General features: G+C 25.4%; 16 protein-coding genes and 1 riboswitch. Of the genes, 3 read left to right on the top strand and 13 right to left on the bottom strand.

Translation table 11 applies throughout. From position 1 onward, the window contains the following. Positions 1 to 132 precede the first annotated feature (132 nt). The 4 genes from KGF48_RS03395 to KGF48_RS03380 form a co-directional block, all read right to left on the bottom strand. The gene (locus tag KGF48_RS03395) at positions 133 to 2,133 is read right to left on the bottom strand and encodes a sigma 54-interacting transcriptional regulator (protein WP_227839279.1); all 2,001 of its coding nucleotides are present in this window, start codon (positions 2,131 to 2,133) and stop codon (positions 133 to 135) included. Positions 2,134 to 2,145: 12 nt separating this feature from the next. Beyond that, entirely contained in the window at positions 2,146 to 3,972 is a 1,827-nt protein-coding gene (locus KGF48_RS03390) for a diguanylate cyclase domain-containing protein (RefSeq protein ID WP_413894727.1), read from the bottom strand. Between the two features lie 83 nt (positions 3,973 to 4,055). Continuing rightward, positions 4,056 to 5,687, bottom strand: coding sequence for a GGDEF domain-containing protein (locus KGF48_RS03385; RefSeq protein ID WP_227867741.1), 1,632 nt, complete (start codon positions 5,685 to 5,687; stop codon positions 4,056 to 4,058). Between the two features lie 340 nt (positions 5,688 to 6,027). Then, entirely contained in the window at positions 6,028 to 6,447 is a 420-nt protein-coding gene (locus KGF48_RS03380; protein WP_227839282.1) for a DUF3785 domain-containing protein, read from the bottom strand. Positions 6,448 to 6,772: 325 nt separating this feature from the next. Between KGF48_RS03380 and KGF48_RS03375 the strand changes: the two genes are divergently transcribed. Together KGF48_RS03375 and KGF48_RS03370 are read left to right on the top strand one after the other, a co-directional pair. Then, positions 6,773 to 6,955 carry a hypothetical protein gene (locus tag KGF48_RS03375; RefSeq protein WP_227829288.1) on the top strand — a complete coding sequence of 61 codons (183 nt, stop codon included), beginning with the start codon at positions 6,773 to 6,775 and terminating at the stop codon, positions 6,953 to 6,955. Between the two features lie 356 nt (positions 6,956 to 7,311). Beyond that, positions 7,312 to 8,328 (top strand): alpha-hydroxy-acid oxidizing protein, encoded by a 1,017-nt coding sequence (locus KGF48_RS03370; RefSeq protein ID WP_227867740.1) that lies wholly within the window; start codon positions 7,312 to 7,314, stop codon positions 8,326 to 8,328. A 124-nt stretch (positions 8,329 to 8,452) separates the two neighbouring features. On the opposite strand, the gene KGF48_RS03365 is transcribed toward KGF48_RS03370, so the two are convergent. The 3 genes from KGF48_RS03365 to KGF48_RS03355 are packed head-to-tail and all read right to left on the bottom strand — an operon-like array spanning position 8,453 to position 10,590. Next, the gene (locus KGF48_RS03365) at positions 8,453 to 9,055 is read right to left on the bottom strand and encodes a peptidoglycan-binding protein (protein WP_227841297.1); all 603 of its coding nucleotides are present in this window, start codon (positions 9,053 to 9,055) and stop codon (positions 8,453 to 8,455) included. 16 nt (positions 9,056 to 9,071) lie between these two features. Beyond that, entirely contained in the window at positions 9,072 to 10,223 is a 1,152-nt protein-coding gene (locus tag KGF48_RS03360; RefSeq protein ID WP_227867739.1) for a M56 family metallopeptidase, read from the bottom strand. Next, complete coding sequence (locus KGF48_RS03355; RefSeq protein ID WP_255612733.1) at positions 10,216 to 10,590, bottom strand: BlaI/MecI/CopY family transcriptional regulator; 375 nt, start codon at positions 10,588 to 10,590, stop codon at positions 10,216 to 10,218. The genes KGF48_RS03360 and KGF48_RS03355 overlap by 8 nt, the downstream gene beginning before the upstream one ends. Before the next feature lie 716 nt (positions 10,591 to 11,306). After that, a riboswitch (cyclic di-GMP riboswitch) is annotated at positions 11,307 to 11,403 on the top strand. 48 nt (positions 11,404 to 11,451) lie between these two features. On the opposite strand from KGF48_RS03355, the gene KGF48_RS03350 reads away from it, so the two are divergent. Beyond that, complete coding sequence (locus tag KGF48_RS03350; RefSeq protein WP_227841299.1) at positions 11,452 to 11,628, top strand: hypothetical protein; 177 nt, start codon at positions 11,452 to 11,454, stop codon at positions 11,626 to 11,628. A 559-nt stretch (positions 11,629 to 12,187) separates the two neighbouring features. Here the strand turns inward: KGF48_RS03350 and KGF48_RS03345 are convergent. The 6 genes from KGF48_RS03345 to KGF48_RS03320 form a co-directional block, all read right to left on the bottom strand. After that, positions 12,188 to 13,198: a biosynthetic peptidoglycan transglycosylase gene (locus KGF48_RS03345; RefSeq protein ID WP_227829294.1), complete on the bottom strand. Its 1,011-nt coding sequence runs from the start codon at positions 13,196 to 13,198 to the stop codon at positions 12,188 to 12,190. Positions 13,199 to 13,325: 127 nt separating this feature from the next. Then, positions 13,326 to 13,832, bottom strand: a complete 507-nt coding sequence (locus tag KGF48_RS03340) for a PolC-type DNA polymerase III (protein ID WP_227841300.1) — start codon at positions 13,830 to 13,832, stop codon at positions 13,326 to 13,328. Between the two features lie 158 nt (positions 13,833 to 13,990). Next, a complete protein-coding gene (locus KGF48_RS03335; protein WP_227829296.1) occupies positions 13,991 to 14,662 on the bottom strand; it encodes an MORN repeat-containing protein in 672 nt (223 codons plus the stop codon). A 347-nt stretch (positions 14,663 to 15,009) separates the two neighbouring features. Further along, entirely contained in the window at positions 15,010 to 15,516 is a 507-nt protein-coding gene (locus KGF48_RS03330) for a flavin reductase (RefSeq protein WP_227829297.1), read from the bottom strand. Between the two features lie 373 nt (positions 15,517 to 15,889). Beyond that, positions 15,890 to 16,927 (bottom strand): 3'-5' exonuclease, encoded by a 1,038-nt coding sequence (locus tag KGF48_RS03325; protein WP_227850095.1) that lies wholly within the window; start codon positions 16,925 to 16,927, stop codon positions 15,890 to 15,892. A gap of 37 nt (positions 16,928 to 16,964) precedes the next feature. Beyond that, entirely contained in the window at positions 16,965 to 17,825 is an 861-nt protein-coding gene (locus KGF48_RS03320) for a tRNA 2-thiocytidine biosynthesis TtcA family protein (RefSeq protein WP_227828253.1), read from the bottom strand. Between the last annotated feature and the right edge of the window lie 201 nt (positions 17,826 to 18,026).

Here is an 18,026-nt window from a genome sequence, read left to right as displayed (position 1 = left end):
TAAGTTATTTTTCTTATAAATCTATGTGCTTGTCTGAAAAAATAAAATTCCACAAAAAAATAATGTTAATTTTTCTTAACATTCGTTCTGAAAAATTAACATTACTTCAAAATAATCTATATGTAATTATATCTAAATATTTTTATTATATTTTTTCCATAAGGATGTTCTACTTATTCCAAGAACTTGTGCTACTTCATTTTTGGAAAGCCCCTGAGCAAAAAGCATGCTTATTATTTTTTCTTCAACATATTTATTTACTTCTTTTATATCTATACTTACCTTACCATCATTCATCTTACTTATATCTATGACTTTATCTGTGGTTTCCATACTTGCTGTTGTTTCAACATTAAATTCTTCTATACTAGAACTAGGTACTGCTTCTTTAGCCTTAAAGTTTTGCTCTTTTCTTAATTTAATTTTTCCTGTCACAACATACTTTTGAGCTATTGTTTTTAGCTCTCTCACATTTCCAGGCCAACTATAATTATACAGCGCATCTATCTCATCCTTAGTTAGAGCAAAATTTTCATCTATACTGTTTATTCCATTTAAACCATCATCCTTTAGCACTTCATTTACAAAATTATTGAACAATGGTATTATATCTTCTCTTCTATCTCTTAAAGGAGGGATGTTTATCTCTAGACTACTTAATCTATAAAATAAGTCAGCTCTAAATGTACCCATAACTATTTTTTCTGTTAAAAATTCATTGGTAGCTGCTATGATTCTAATATCCAAAGGTATTATATAGTCAGAGCCAATTCTCATTATTTGTCGTTCCTCTATTACTCTTAATAGTTTTGTCTGAATATTAAATGAGAGACTGTTTATTTCATCAAGAAAAAGAGTTCCTCCATGAGCAAGTTCAAATAACCCTCTTTTTCCACCTTTCCTAGCACCTGTAAATGCACCTTCTTCATATCCAAAAAGCTCACTTTCAAGTAAGTTTTCTGCTATAGTAGCACAGTTTATGGCCACAAAAGGTCTATCTTTTCTTTTGCTTATGTTATGTATACTATGAGCTATAATTTCTTTACCAGACCCACTTTCTCCATAAAGTAGCGTTGTATAATCACTTTTTCCGATTTTTTTAGCTTCTTCAATAAATTCCTTAGTTAATTTATCTTTAAATAAAAAATCATCAAAAGTATATCTAGCATATAGACCTTTTTGATTTAAATCAAATCTTATTTTTCTTTCTAAATTTTGCAGTTTAGTTATATCTTGTATTATTCCTAAAACTCCATAAGTGCTATCATCTACTTTTATTAATGTTGTTCTAGTATTAACAATCAAGTTGTTTATATTCCTTATCTTTCTATCTTCTGCATCATCTTTTTCATGTAGACAATCTAATAGCCATCCCATTTTTGGAAATACATCTAGAATATATTTATTAAGTGCACATTTCCTTTCTACTTTAAGCATGTTTTTTGCACTTTCATTGTACAAAATTATACTTCCGCTACTATCTATAGCAATTACTCCATCTTTTATACCATCTAATATATTTCTCAATACTTCATTATTAAACTTTTCCTCGCCTAATGTATCTAATAATTTCTTACAATACTCAACAGCTTCTCTTATAGATTCGTCACTGGCAGTTGCAAATACACTATCAATACCATATTGTCTTGCAAAGGAGCATGCCAAACCTCCACCAACTATTACAACTTCATCTTTTTGGTCTCTATATTTTATAACCTTACTTCTTATTTCGTATTTGGATTCAAACCATTCTTCAGTTATTTCAGTACTTATGACATTTCTCCAACCAACATAATCAAAAGAAACTTCATTATCTCCAAGTATTAATACTACTTTTTTAGAATATCTCTTTGCCATTTCTATTGCTCTTAGAAGGTCAGTTGATTTCATATTCATGGGTATTACAGGTACACTTACTGTGTCTATTACTAAACTATAACCTCCACCTCTACCGATTATAGCTTGAGCACCTTTCTCAACAAGTATACGTCCTTGATTTTCCATTAAATCAAGATTAAGTATGTCGATTATTATAGTTCCATTTTCTACATCTTCTCTATATAATTCTTCTATTCTTTCTTTTAATTCAATATCAGAGGCTATAATTCCTATCTTCTTTTGCAATAAAATCACCTCAATTTTAAATTATAGTATATACTGATTTCTACCTGCTTTTTTGGATTTATATAGGTTTTTGTCTGCATCTTCAATTAATATTTCGACATCTTTTCTACTACAACATCTTTTTATACTTACTCCAGCACTTATAGTCACATAATTTTCTACTTTAGAGTATATATGTTCAATTCCTTCAAATTCAAGAAGTTTAAAAACTCTTTTAATATATATTTCTATCTTATCGATTTCTTCAACATTTATTGATTTTATAGAATCTACTAATATTAAGATTTCCTCTCCTCCATATCTAATTATGTGTTCAGTAATATCTATAAATACATTTTTTATAATATCAGTTACTTTAATTATAACTTTATCTCCTGCTGGATGACCATAGTTATCATTATAGCTTTTAAAATAATCTATATCAATCAATATTGCCATCATATTTTTATCTCTACCTTCATTGAATAAATTCAATTGCTGTTCTAAGTATCTTCTATTATATAGTCTAGTTAGTCCATCAGTTAAAATATCATTTTCCAATTTCTTATTATCATCTACAAGTAATCTTAAACTTTCTTGTTTTTGTCTTAACTCATATTGTTTATGAATACCTTGTGATGTTTTATAAGAATTGTTTTTTTCCCACTTATCTGAATACCAATCCATACTTTTATAATATTCAATTGCTAGTTTGAACTCTTTTTTCAATTCATATCCTTTTGCTATTAGACCATAAAACATCGACATTTTTTTAGGATTTAATGAGCTTTTTTTAACTAAGTTTAAACCTTTTAAATAATATCTTATTCCTTCATCTACATTGTTAAATTTTATATATAAATCTCCATACAACTTATAAATATAATCTAATTTAGAATTATATATAAAAACATCTCCAAAACTTTTATATATGTTTTTTGATAAAATCAAATATGCATTTACTCTTTCAAAATTACAAGTATCTTTCTTTAACTCAATTTCGGCTGAATATAAAAATATGAATGAATACAAATAATCTTTATATACACCTTCAACAACATCCATCAGTTTTATAGTTTTTTCTAAAACAACTTCTGCTTCTTTATTCATATCTTCTCTTAAATATGCCCATATAAGGTCTATTTTTATTGCTACTCTTTCAGTTGAACATACTGAATTATTATTATGTGCAACATCTAGTGCATTTTTTATATACTTTATAGCTTCTCTGTTATTCCCACTTTCTAAATAACAGAGGCTTATTATACATTTGCAAAAAGCTTCTATAGAATATAGATTATTTTCCTGGGCTAGTCTTAGACATTCAATCAAGTACTCCATACTTTTTATAAAGTTGTTAAATAAGTATAGATATACCCTACCAAATATATAATTTGCTCTACTTACAAGAACTTTATTTTTTAATTTTTTAAAAAAAGATACTTCCTCTACTAAGAGTACTACTTCAGATTTAGTTTTATATAATGCACTTATTTCTACACATAAACTCATATTGAACAAAACCAATAATTCATTCAAACGTTGTTGTTTTATAATTTTCTTGGCTAAAAAATAAAAATGATTTGCTTTATCATATTTTTTTATAGAAATAGCAGATAGAGTAAGATAAATATAAATCTTAGATATTATATCTGCATCATCTTTTAATGATAATTGTTTAATATCTTTTAGTGAATCCATCAAATAGTTATACGATGCTTCTCTATCTTTTTTTACATAGTTTATTAGACTAATTAAATATAAAATATATACTTTATCTTTAGCATCTATTTTTGTATTTAAAAGGTCTTTGTGATAATCCAAGATGTAGTTTAAATCGGTTAAATTTAGATAGAACTTAGTCAACATATCATATTCTATCTTTTTTATATTTCTCTTTAAATCTTCTATTAAACTCCCTTTCAAGTAAATCACCAATCCTATTTCAACAATTAAAAATTCTTAAAATCATAATAATGCAAACATCTATTTCTTCCATTTTGTTTTGCTTTGTATAAGGCTTTATCCGCATTTTCAATTATTTCACTTATATCTATACTACTATTTTTACATGTATCAATACCAATACTAATCGTCAAATTATCATTCAAGAATTTTTTTACAACCTTACATAACTTTTTTCCAAATACCTTGCTTTTTCTATAATCTTTGCATATAGACAATATTAAAAATTCCTCTCCTCCATACCTTATAACAGACATGTCCTCTTTTAAATATTTTTTTATTATCATAGTTATATTTTTAAGAGCAACATCGCCATTATAATGACCATGAGTGTCATTGTATTCCTTAAAATAATCTACATCTATCATAAATGCAGTACTGTATTCACTAATCTCTTGTTTTTCTAAAAAATTATTCAAATATACCCTATTATAAGCATTTGTCAAAGGGTCGATGTATTTTTTCTTATCTAAATCGAGTTTTATTTTTTTCATATTATTTATTTCTTTTTCGATATGTTCATGTCTATAATTTAAAGAGTCTATATAATTTCTATTCCTAGCTTTCATATACATCTGTTTTAACTCATAGTACATTTTAAAGTATTTCATACTCATTTCATAATCTTGTATCTTCTCAAAACACATGTGTATAGTTTTATATGCTTCTTTTACATAATTATAATTTTTAGCCTCTTTAGCCTTTTCAAGAAGCTTTTTGCTTGTAATTAAAGCATTTTCATAATTTTCAAATATATAATATATATTAACCTGATGATAAATTAATTCTAAATCATATATTATATACTCCTCTACACTATTTATGTTATTTAATAAACTCTTAGCCCGATTTAAATAACAAGTTGATTGCTCAAATGATTTCTCATTACTTTCTGTATAGTACATAGCTAGATTTATACATAAGTCTAATTTTTCTACTTCTTTTAAATCTTGATTCTTAAATTTTTCCAAATATACTTCAGATTTTGCTAAATTATTTATAGCACCTGAATAGTCTTTAGTTTTTATTAATAATTTAGTTATATTATTTGATGCTCTATACTTTTGAATCATATTTACGTTTGTATATTTCTTATTCTTTATTACTTCATTAAAGTATTCTCTTGCTCCTTCATAATTTTCAAATGAACATTCACATTCCCCTAGCTTTATATCGCATAGTGAGCATACTTCTATATCTTTTGATAAGTCTGCATATTTTCTTGCTTTTAAGAAATTCATTTTAGCAATTAATGCATCATCTAAAAATAAAAAATATATCTTCCCAATTATAAAAAAATATATTTTCTTACAATTAAAATCATTAGTTTCTTTTACTTTTATATATAAGTCTTCTATTTCCTTAATTATTATAGAAGAATCAATACATTTACTTGCTTTAATATAAATCAATTGAGATTCAAAAATAATTTCTTCAACTAAAAAGTTGCTATCCTTACAAATAAGATTAAATTTATCTATATATAGATTTGCTCTATTTACATCTTCATTCTTTAAACTTAAAATAGCTATTTGTGAATAAAATCGTGCTAAAAACACATAATCTTTAGGTAAGTATTGTTCAATATATTTACAGGAAATCAAAATATACTTTTTCATTTTTTCACTAAATCCTTGAATACCATACAGTAAAGCTATCAAAAAATTTAATTTTAATAACATTAAACTACTTTGTTCAGTTTTATAGTAATTAATTGAATTGTTAATTTCATCAATTCTTTTTTCAAAAAAGTCATTATTATTTAATAGTTTCTCATTCAAGGTCAGTTTAAACATTGAGTCTAAAATTATACTATCTATATCTTCCAAATATTTATTATATATTGTAACCCACCTCCGACTTTCATTATCTCATAAATTTAGTAATTTTCCATACTATTTTTAAAAAAAGTCGGTGTCTCAATTTAGAAATTTCTCCTAAATTAAGACATAAGTTACCCTAAACTATACAATTTTCTATTTGAATTATATAATCTTGACAATTTTCGCAAATTATCACACTTACAATGTAACTATTATCAACTTTATTTGCTCTTGATAATTTATTAAAAGACATCCCTTTATAATCATTAGATATATTACTTATTACATATTTTCCATCTTTACTAAAAATATAAAAATGATATTCTAAAAATGGAAAGAATTTCTTCTTTTCTTTTACACCCTCTAAGCATAATGGGCATGCTTCTTGATAGTATTCTATATCAAAATCAACCTCTTCTGATTCATTAAGTATCTCAATTATTTTTGGAATACTTATTCCTTGAATTGGACTTTCTTCATCATTTATTAAGCCACTGCAATTATCCTCTTTTAATGAATATTCCTTATCTTCATATATAAACTTGTACGAACTCATATTATATCCTCCTAATAATTATTAATCTCCCAAGTTATTCTACCACTTAAACATTCTTAATAAAAGTAATTGTTATATAATTTTATAATATTTGTAATTAAGTAAGTTATATATATATATTGTATACATATAACTTGCTTAATTATCTTAAAACCCAATTTTACGTTTTGAACATCCAGTTTTTCAAAACCTATTGTCAAAATTCACTTTACCTATTAATATAAGGATATAAATATAGAGATTGAATATAAATGTAACACACTTAACTATTTTATAAGATACGATTTAGTATCAAATTTTATATATTGTATAGGGGGAGATACAGATGTATAAAGATAAAAGTGATGAATGTATACACTTAATGACTGCATATATTGATAGCATAAGTGGATATTATTCATTTATAGACACACAATTAGATGACTTTATGTTGAAGTATGGTGAAAACATTGTTGATTCAAATTTACATAGCATTATGATGTTGCTCTGTAAATGGGGATTAGCCTAACATTTTGAGCAACTTTTTTGTATATTGTATTCTATATTATTTATTCATTAATAAAAAAGAAATTGACATAAATTTAAAAGCTATATTGAAAGGCTATATATAGATAAAAAAAATCTATATATAGCCTTTTTGAATTTTAATAAATATCTTATATATACACGATATCAATAAAAACAATTTAAGTTTATTTAAATTTTATTTATTTCATATGCTATAATTTACTTACCTACAATAATAAAAATATCTAATATGTATTATTCAGTTTAACTAATCACAATATCATCTCTTCATTTACAATTAAGATATTTTCAATATAGTAATACTCAATTTTAATATAACGAAAAGGAGAATTTGATATGAACTATAATGAATTATTAAAATCTGCTAGAGAAAACTTTAATGGAAAGTGTAAAGTCTGTAAGATTTGTAATGGAGTAGCTTGTGCTGGAAATGTTCCTGGCATGGGAGGAAAAGGAAGTGGCTCTTCTTTTATAGAAAATAGAAGAAGCTTGGAAAGAGTAAAGATAAATATGAGAGTAATACATAATGTTTCAAATCCAGATACTACTATCGAGTTATTTGGTAAAAAAATGAGTGCTCCTATATTTGCTGCACCTGTATCAGGTACTATGTTAAATATGGGTGGTAAGATTTCTGAAAAAGAATATATCGAACCTGTTGTTAGAGGTTGCTCTAATTCTGGAATCTATGCCATGGTTGGCGATACTAATGTAGATACTTTTTTATTGAATAATTTAGATGTTTTAAAAGATAATGCTGGAAATGGAATTGTATTTATAAAACCTTGGAAAAATTCAAAGATAATAGAAAAAATTAGATTGTCTGAAGAGGCTGGTGCTTTTGCAGTTGGTGTAGACCTTGACGCTTGTGGATTGATTAATAATCAGCTTCAAGAAAATCCTTTTTCACCTAAGACAGTTGAAGAGATTAGAGAGTTGGTTGAAGCGACTAGATTGCCTTTTATAATAAAAGGGATTATGACTGTTGATGATGCTTTGATGGCTGTAGAGTCTGGAGCTAGTGCTATTGTTGTTTCAAATCACGGTGGAAGGGTGCTTGATTATACTCCCGGTACTTGTGAGGTACTTCCAGATATAGCTAAGGCTGTAAAAGGAAAGATAACTATACTTGCTGATGGAGGTGTTAGAACTGGTGTTGATGTGGTTAAGATGCTAGGTTTGGGTGCTAATGCTGTTTTGATGGGAAGACCTTTTGTTACTGCTTCTTTTGGTGGTGGTCTTGATAGTGTTGAGTTTTTTATAGATAAGGTTAGAAATGAGTTATGTGAGACTATGATTTTGACTGGATGTCAAGAGGTTAAGGATATTGATAGTAGGGTTATAGGGAAGTAATTATAAAATAGTTTTATAACATTCATATTTAAGTAGTATATCATTTCACATGTAAAAATAGTGTCTCATTTAAATTAAAAAATCAAATTGAGACACTATTTAATATGTTTTTTAGATTTTAATCCTATGAAAGAGTAGGGTCAGTTAGTCTACCCAATTTATCCCAAGTAGCTGGCCCAACTATTCCATCTGCAGATAAACCGTATTTTTTTTGGAAGCTTGCAACTGCATTATATGTATTACTTCCAAAAACACTATCTATACTTACACTATAACCAAGTAAATTTAACATAATTTGTGCAGCTTTAACTTCTTTTCCACTATCACCCTTACCTATAACTTTTGTTGTGCTTATAGTCAGATATTCATTACTCATAATTGTTATAGTTTTAGCACCTATGTTATAAGAAACAGTATAACGTGCATAAACACCTCCACTATTATCATCATTCATTAGATTAGCTGATTCTGGAACAAATATCTCATCATCTGGCTTAGGTTCTATATTTACATCTTCACAATTCTGTTTATGTTCATCTCTTATTTCTTGTGGCGCATTTTCATATGTATATATGTATCCAGAAAGAGTAAAAGAATCTATATTTTTCTCTGAAACAGCCTCCTTACTTCCTCCTTCTCCTTTACTTGTGTCAGCAAATGCTACACTTGTAAAAGTAAGCATTAAGCAACACATAATAGCTAATGTTTTTTTTGATTTTTTTAACATAAAATCCTCCTTATAATTATTTTATTAATTGATTATAATCATCCATACTTATTACTATTATGTCATAATCTCTAGGTATTTTACCTTGTGATTTGCATTCTTCTTCATAAAATTTCCTAATTTTATTTGGTGCATCTTTATAATAAATCTCTCGAATTGTATCACTTGTCTTATTCAATAAAAATTCGTTACTATTGCTGTTTGTTTCATCATTGCTCTTATCAACTTTAACCTGAGCATCAACTTCAATAAAAGATGTTATAGAAGTCATAAATACTAAAATAGCAATTAATATTCCACTCCTGCCTTTCTTCTTAACAATACTCTCAAGTCTCTTTTCTAAATTTGTCTTACTAAACTCTGTTGTCAAAATCCCACTCTGATAATTCTTACTCATCTTAATTGACTTTATAAGTGCTAATGCATATTCTTTCTTCTCTTTTAGAGAACAATCATTCAAAACACTTTCATCACAACATAATTCACACTCAATATTTATTCTATTGCTCATTATATAAACAAGTGGATTAAACCAATATATTATTTTCACAAATAATACAGCAAACTTTATTAAAATATCTTTGTTTTTAAAGTGCATCAATTCATGTCTTAAAATCCAATTTAACTCATCCTTACTATAAGGATAATCTGGTAAAAATATGTACGATTTAAATAATCCCATACCTGCTGGACTTATAAGTTCATCGGAACCTCTTAATTCAATTTTCTTTTTTACATTTAACTCTTTCAATAAATCTTTATAAAGACAGTTAATATCATCATCTTCTATGTCATAAGATACATCAACAACAAGATTTTTAAATTTTATATACTTTACAAATGTATACACTGCAATAACTATAGCTACAAATATCCATAAATAAGCTAAATACAATATAAAATTATTATCTGTAGGAACATTGATTTCTGTAATATTATTTCCTACTGGTGCATTGCTTTTAGATTCTTTTACTTCATACACTATTGTATAATTAAACAGAAAAAGCAACATTCTAAAGACTATTATTAACCAAATATAATAATTGAACTTTTTACTAAAATTCTTAAATAAATATCTTTTCAAAAATAATAATAGACAAATACCAATACTACATATAATAGTTGTCTGTATAAGATTTTCAAAAACTTGTATCATATAACTATTCATCCTTTAAATTATCAAAGTAATTTTCTAGAAAATCCAGCTTATTTTTATCTATAACTTCATCCTCATGTAAAGCTGAAATTAAACTTACCAAAGAATCATTATGTATATTACTTAGGAAATCCTTTGTCTCAAAGTTTAAATATTCCTGGTGCTTAACCACTATTGTGTAATGTGTATATCTGTCTATTTTTTGAGCATGTAAGAATTCTTTTTTTACTAGTCTTGATAAAAGTGTCAGTGTTGTAGTTTGTTTCCATCCATATTCTTGCTCCATTGCTTCAATAACATCTTTTGATGTTACTGTAGCATCTACTCTCCAAATAAATTTCATTACTTTCAGTTCTGCTTGTGGTATTTTTTTTATCATGATTTACACCTCCCCCAAAACTCTTTCTAACATAATTCTACAACAAGAGAATTTTTTAGTCAAATACTTTATGAAAAAATTGTGAATTTTTACATTTTATGTTAATTTTCTAATCTTTTTTAAAATATTAAAAGTTAGATTTAATAATATAATTCATTAAATCTTTTACTATATTGTTAATAACGACAATATATTAATATTTTTTATCTTGAGTAGTATCTAATATGAATATTCCTTTTTTACACACAAAGAACATTATAATACTTTTGGGGGAAATAAACTAGACTAATCTTTAAATTACTTTTGATATTAAATTTTTATGTATATTTTTTAAAAATCTCTTGTTTCAAAGCTAAAATACTTTCTTTATTTTACTACCACACTATAGTGTAAGTCAATTTATGCATAAATAAATTCTATCTCAATAGAGTCTTATATGCAAGAGAATTAGAGCAAACCTTTTCATCCAATTTTTACCATATAAGTTTTTTTAAATTCTTCTTTTTTCATACTCTGTCATTTTCTAAAATTTTCTCTAGCCTAAATTAATGATAGGTGCTTTTTAATACACAACTATATACAAGTATTTCCATATAATTTATGCATTCATTTTGTTTTTTGAAGCAAAATATTTTTCATAATTTAAAATTTTTTTTATTTTCTCATAATAATATTGAATAATGGATTACATTCTAGTATTATATAGGTGTAGAATAAAACTAAATCGGCAAAACTAGAGAAATTTAGTGACGCAAAGCTATAGGGACTAAGACTTATAAAGTATCTTATGAGTTATGTCAGCCAGTTGCCAAAAAGATATTTTCTTTTTGTTTTTATGAAAGTTTTTTAGGGGGATGTAAAATGTTTATGGAAAAAATAGATACGTGTACACATGTATTAACTGCTTATATTAGTAGTTCACATGATTATTGTAATTTTATAGATACACAGCTAGATGATTTTATGCTAGAATACGGAGAAAATGTAGTAGAATCATATTTATATCAAGTGATGGTCTTGGTAAATAAGCATAATTAGATAGATTTTATTTTCTAGAAAATCCTTTTTAGTTTTATCTACTTTTAAATAATCTTATAATAAATGATACAAATTTAATTCAAGTATATTTATTTTTTATATTATAATCTTTATAGTTTTATTTTTTATAAAATTATATATAATGAAGATGTAAAATAATATCAAAAACAAAAGAAGAAACTACAATCTATTGCTCTAGAGTGAAGTTTCATAATCAACTGTAGTAAGCTATTTTTTATAACACTCAATTTTTATATCAAGCTCAAAATCACTCTTTCACTAAGAGTGACTTTTTACTTTTTGAGAAACAATATATATATCTTAAGAAACAATACTAAGGTATATAAATCTAACTGTTAAAATAACACTTTAAATAAAAACTCACTCATTTCTCTAACTCATTTCTTATTAATAGATTGATTGTAGAATATAAAACTATAAATATTTTCAAGAATATATAAAATAATTTGCCACCAAATTATAACTTATAGTAGCAATATGGTGGCAAATCAAACTTTTATTATATTCTATATATTGGAAACACTAGATTTTTGCTTTTTTAATCAATCTCTGACTTAAATGGAGTGTCATCAGCCTTTGCTATTCTGTATTCTTTATCAGTTATATAACCAAGTTCATGCATCTTATACAATACAGTCAACTGTCTCTTTTTAGCCTCTCCATGGTCAATATACCTAGCAGGATTATTGGTCATACCTGCAAGCATAGCACATTCAGCTAGGTTTAACTCTCCAACTTTTTTACCAAAATACACTTCAGCTCCTTTTGCAGCTCCATATGCATTTTTTCCTAGGTACATATTATTTAAATAAGCTTCAAGGATTTCATCTTTACTCATAATCTTATTCATCTGCTTTGCATTATACATATCCCTTATTTTTCTCTTCATAGTTTTATCGTCACTTGTAAGCAGATTTTTTGAAACTTGCATATCTATAGTACTTCCTCCTTGTGTTGTATCTGTAAACACATTATTAAGTACTGACCTAGCTAAAGAAATAACATCTACTCCTTTATGCTTATAAAATCTCTCATCTTCTATGGAAACTATAGCCTGTTTTAAGTCCTTTGGCATTTGTTTTATACTGACAACCTCACTACTTATATATTTAGACTTAATTAATTTCTTAGTAACTTCAGGTGAACCTTTTATAGCTGAAACTGTAAAAATTGCACCTGCAACTGAAAATATAATGAGTGCCACTAGCATAACAGATAATAATGCTCTAGCTATTTTAATTCTCTTTTGCTTTCTTCTTTTTTTACTTTTTAACTTTCTATCTCTTTGCTTGTACTCAACTCTTCGTCTATCTCTTTGACCATAATCTGTATTTAAAGGTCTTACATTATCTCTTGTAAAACTATCTCTTTTTATAATATTTTGTGAATCTACCTTTTCATTCATTCTTTTACTAGAGGCTGTCTGAGAATTTTTATTTTTTTTACTTGTTGAAGTATAAGAATGTTTAGATTTTTTATTACTATCTTTATTATTACTGACTTTTTTACGTCTTATTTTATTATTATCATCATCATTGTAATAACCCATTTTAGTCTCCCTTCTTTATATAAGGTACATTATACATTGTTCCACAAAATAAATCAAAGAACAAAATTGTAAGTTTAAGGGTCAATTTTATAAAGGATATTTTCACTAATTTTCTCTATATTTGCGATTAATATTCATCTTTTATTTTTAAAAATAGCTTTGCAGTTGCTAAAGTGTCACTATCAGCTCTATGAGCATTTATATTCTCTATATTGTAATAAGCACAAGCTGTTTCAAGCTTCTTATTTTTTCCTTTATAACTTTTACATTTTTTTAATAATTCTAGTGTACATATATAATTATTTATTGGCTCTAAGTCCAACTTTCTAAGATAGTAATTTAAAAACTTTAAATCAAATTTTGCATTATGTGCAATTATAGTTCTATCACCTATGTATTTTCTAAATCTAGGTAAAACCAACTCTAAAGACTCCTCTTTTTCTACCATTTCATTACTTATATGTGTCAATTCTGTTATAAATGAAGAAATTATACCCTTAGGTTTTATTAACCTCGAATAGTTTTTTACAATTTCGTCATTTTTTATTTCTGTTACTCCTATCTCTATTATTTCACAACCTTTATATGGATCTAATCCTGTAGTTTCTAAATCTACAACTACATATTCTTTCATATCTCTTCTCCTTATTATCAAATGGATATATTTATATTCTATATTTATACAATATACTAATCAATACTTAATTTTATATGATATATGAAATTTTTACAAATTTTACTAAATATACAGTAGATATTCCATTATGAATAAAGATTATTTTACTATAATAACTAAATTTTTATCTTATTATCACTTAATCTATTTTGATAAACATTATTATTTAATTCTTTATTGTTTAATTCTTTAAAATCTAAGCTTTTACATTGTTCATCATTTTCCCATATTCCTGCCTGCTTATTTCCATCACTTTTATATAATACACCTTTTCCATTTTTTTTATTATCTAAAAAATAGCCCTTATATATATCATTATTTGGATAAGTTAATTTTCCTAGACCATTTTTTAAACCATCTTTAAATTCCCCTGTATATATTGAACCATCTTTATAAGTATATTTACCTATTCCATGCATCTTATCATCTTTCCATAACCCTTCATATCTTTCCTTACTTGAAAAAATATATGTCCCAAATCCATTTTTCTTCCCATCAATAAACTCACCTTTATATAAATCTCCATTATCATATTTGAATACTTTTTCTCCCTTTAATTTCTTATCAATATTCTTATTTTTATCACTATTTCTATCTTGTGTATATGTTTTTTCTCTCCTTGTCTCAATTAAATCTCTATCATAACGAAAACCTTTTTTTGACTTATTTTTTATACTAGTTTTTTTCTTATTAATAAAAACTCTAGCTAATTGAATAAATATAAATGCAGACGATAAACATATAAATACACATACTATTGTTCTAAAATAACTAGTTATATTTTCCATAAAAAATCACCCTTTTATTTTCAAAATTTATTTAAAATACCGATTTAAAATACCTAATATAATATATATTTTTATTAGTTAGCATTTATACTCTTAAGACTATATATTAAGTAAATCTCATTTTAAAAGAATCTCTCTTAAAATAAACTAAGTACAATAAACACAGATAATTAATAGATACATATGAAATATCCTTGAATACTTCATATAAATATTTCTATATAAGGAAATAAAAAAGATGAACGCTAGAAAACAGAGTTCATCTTTTAATAAAAAAATATCTATTTAATAGTAATTAAAAGAAAATACCTATTTACTATTAAACATATTTTTTAAATTTATTTTATCTATTCTTTTATAAGAACCTTTACAACTTCTGATATATACATAGTATGATAATCTTTCTTTGGATACCACTTTTCATCATTTTCTTTAGCATCAAAGTTTTCTGGTGGCATAGTATCATGATATAATTTTTTACAAACCATAATCATATTAGCTTCTTCAAAAGCTACTGTATCGTCTACAAAATATGGTGTAAGTTCTGCTTTTTCTACTTTATTTATATCTCTACCAGAAATAGTACCACAAATATTTAAAGCTTCTCTGTATTTTTCATCAAAAAATGCAACTGTAAATGTGTCATTATTATCTACAAACTCTTTTGTATATCTCTGTGGTCTTATGTAAGTTGTTACAACATTTTTACTCCAATACACTCCAACACCACCCCAGCTTGCAGTCATTGTATTAAATTTGTCTGAGTTTCCTGCTGTTATAAGTAACCACTCTTTACCAATTTTAGTGAATGGATTAAATTGTAGCTCTTCAATTTTTACTTCTTTAAATCCCATAACTTCATCCTACCCTTCATCTTTTAATAAATAAGTTATTTGTTAAAAATTTAAATATATGCACTTTTATAATACAGCTTTTAAGATTATCTTCCATATTCATGTAAATTATAATACAACAAATCAATTACTTTCGCAAGAAGTAGTTTTTATATTTTTCAATCATAAAATGTCAATAAAATATATTAATTATAAAATATATAATACATTTTTTAAATTTAAAATACTATAATATTAAAAATGTAGAAAGCATATATACTTTCTACATTTATTACTATTTTATATATTTTTATAGAAGTTTAATTCCATTTAAATCTAGTTTTATTCAAAAACTATCATAATCATCAAATTTTGTTCTATTAGTTGTAACTTTCTATACTTTATTAATAGCATTTAAATTATTATTCTTATCAATATATATTTTCTCACTCTCTAAATCTTCATCAAACATCTTTATTATATTTTCTATTTCATTTTTGTATTCATCTTCATGTACTCTATAAAGCATTAAATCTTCTAATAAATCTTTTATATCAAAATACACATCTTCTAATAAATAAAAATAACCATCTTCTATATTCTTCAATTTATCTATAGTATCCAATTTTTTATCTATATCTTTTATAACTTCTATGTTTTGTATATTTATATTTATAATTGTCAATAAGTACATTCTCACAGTTTTTATTATCTCAATAGAAAAATCTACAATATCATAATTTCCTTCTTTTTTATAAAGTGATTCTTTAAATTTATCAAAACAATCATTTAAATCTGGATTTATGTTATTAAACGGTGGTCTTATTATATCTAGCATTATTAAAATATTTTGTATATCTACATTATTTGTAATTGCCTCATCTAAAATAAATAAATTATATGCATCATTCAATGGGTCATGTGCATCTCCACTAAACTCTAAATTAGCAAATTCAAGTAAATTTTTTAGTGATATATAGTTCATACATTTTATACCACACTCTATATATTTCTCTTTTATATCCACAAATAACTCTCGAATGTTGTTTACGAACCTTGGATGATTGTTTTTTTTAGAACTTCTCATATCAGTGTTATTGAAACATGTTAAATCTAAATTACCAAAAGTATATATTCCTTCAATCTCAGAAAATATGCCTAACCACTTTTTAAACTTTCTCATGACCTCTTCATAGCTTGGTGCATACTTTAATGCTTCTGAAGATATATGAGTCAACTCTTGTATATGAGGATACAACTGGGCATTACTTACTGGCTTTATTAAAGATTTAAACTTATCAATATTTTTTGTCTTTTCATCATACATAACTGCTCCAATTGCAATTATATCTGAATTTAATATATCTCTCTTTGATTTAGAATTTGGCATATTCATCTCAAAATCTATATATACTCTCTTCAATATAAACACCCTTTCCAATTGTTTATAGTGATTCCTTTAATTACTTTTATTCATAATTTTCTAAGAAAGAATGTTTCTCCCCATCTTTTTGCCACCCTAGTATTGAATCAAGATTTACATTTTCTGCTGCTTTAAATATGGATTTTTCTACATTTTTAAAATTTGGCTCTAAACTTTTTATTAAATCTTTTATCTCATATCTTTTATTTCCAGTTTTTTTAGCAGCAACCATACATGCACAATTTAAAGGCCATATACCACTATTTTGGATAAATCTTATAATATGTTCTTCTCTTATATAATAAAGTGGTCTTATGATTTTTATTCCTTCAAAATTAGTAGAATTAAGCTTAGGAAGCATAGTTTTAAAATTTCCTGCACATAACAAATTAAGCATCGTTGTTTCTATTACATCATCATAGTGATGACCTAATGCAAGTTTATTACACCCTAATTCTTCTGCTTTTGAATATAGTGCTCCCCTTCTCATTCTTGCACACATATAACATGGATAATCTTTTGCAATTTCATCAGCTATTTCAAATATTCTTGAATCGAATAAATGTATTGGTATATTTAAATACTCACAATTATCTACAAGTAATTGCCTTATATTCGCATGGTATCCAGGGTCCATAGCAATAAATTCAACATCAAAATTAACTTGTCCATGCCTTTTTAATTCTTGAAACATTTTAGCCATAAGAATACTATCTTTTCCTCCAGATATTGCTACAGCTATTTTATCCCCTTCTTCAACTAATTTATAATCTCTTATTGCCTTTATAAACTTAGACCATAAATGTTTTCTATATTTTTTTATAATACTTTTTTCTATATCCCTTAGTGAAAGTCTTTCCTCAAAAGGAACTATAATTTCACAGCCTTTTCCTGATAGCTCACTCATTTAATCACCTCGTATATTTATGTTAATAATATTTTACAAAAAAGTCTACCTACTTCTATAAAATACTATAATTTTTACTTTAATTTTAATAAATACTTTATAGTTTACAATAACACATAAACTTATAATAACATAAATAATGCCTTTCTTTTATTATCTTTTTTATTTTTCTCATTTAATATTTTATTATGAGTAACGATT

Source organism: Clostridioides sp. ZZV15-6388, assembly GCF_020657755.1.
Classification (GTDB): Bacteria; Bacillota; Clostridia; order Peptostreptococcales; family Peptostreptococcaceae; genus Clostridioides.
Note: the sequence above shows the minus strand (reverse complement) of the source record. Positions and strands in the feature narration are given on the sequence as shown.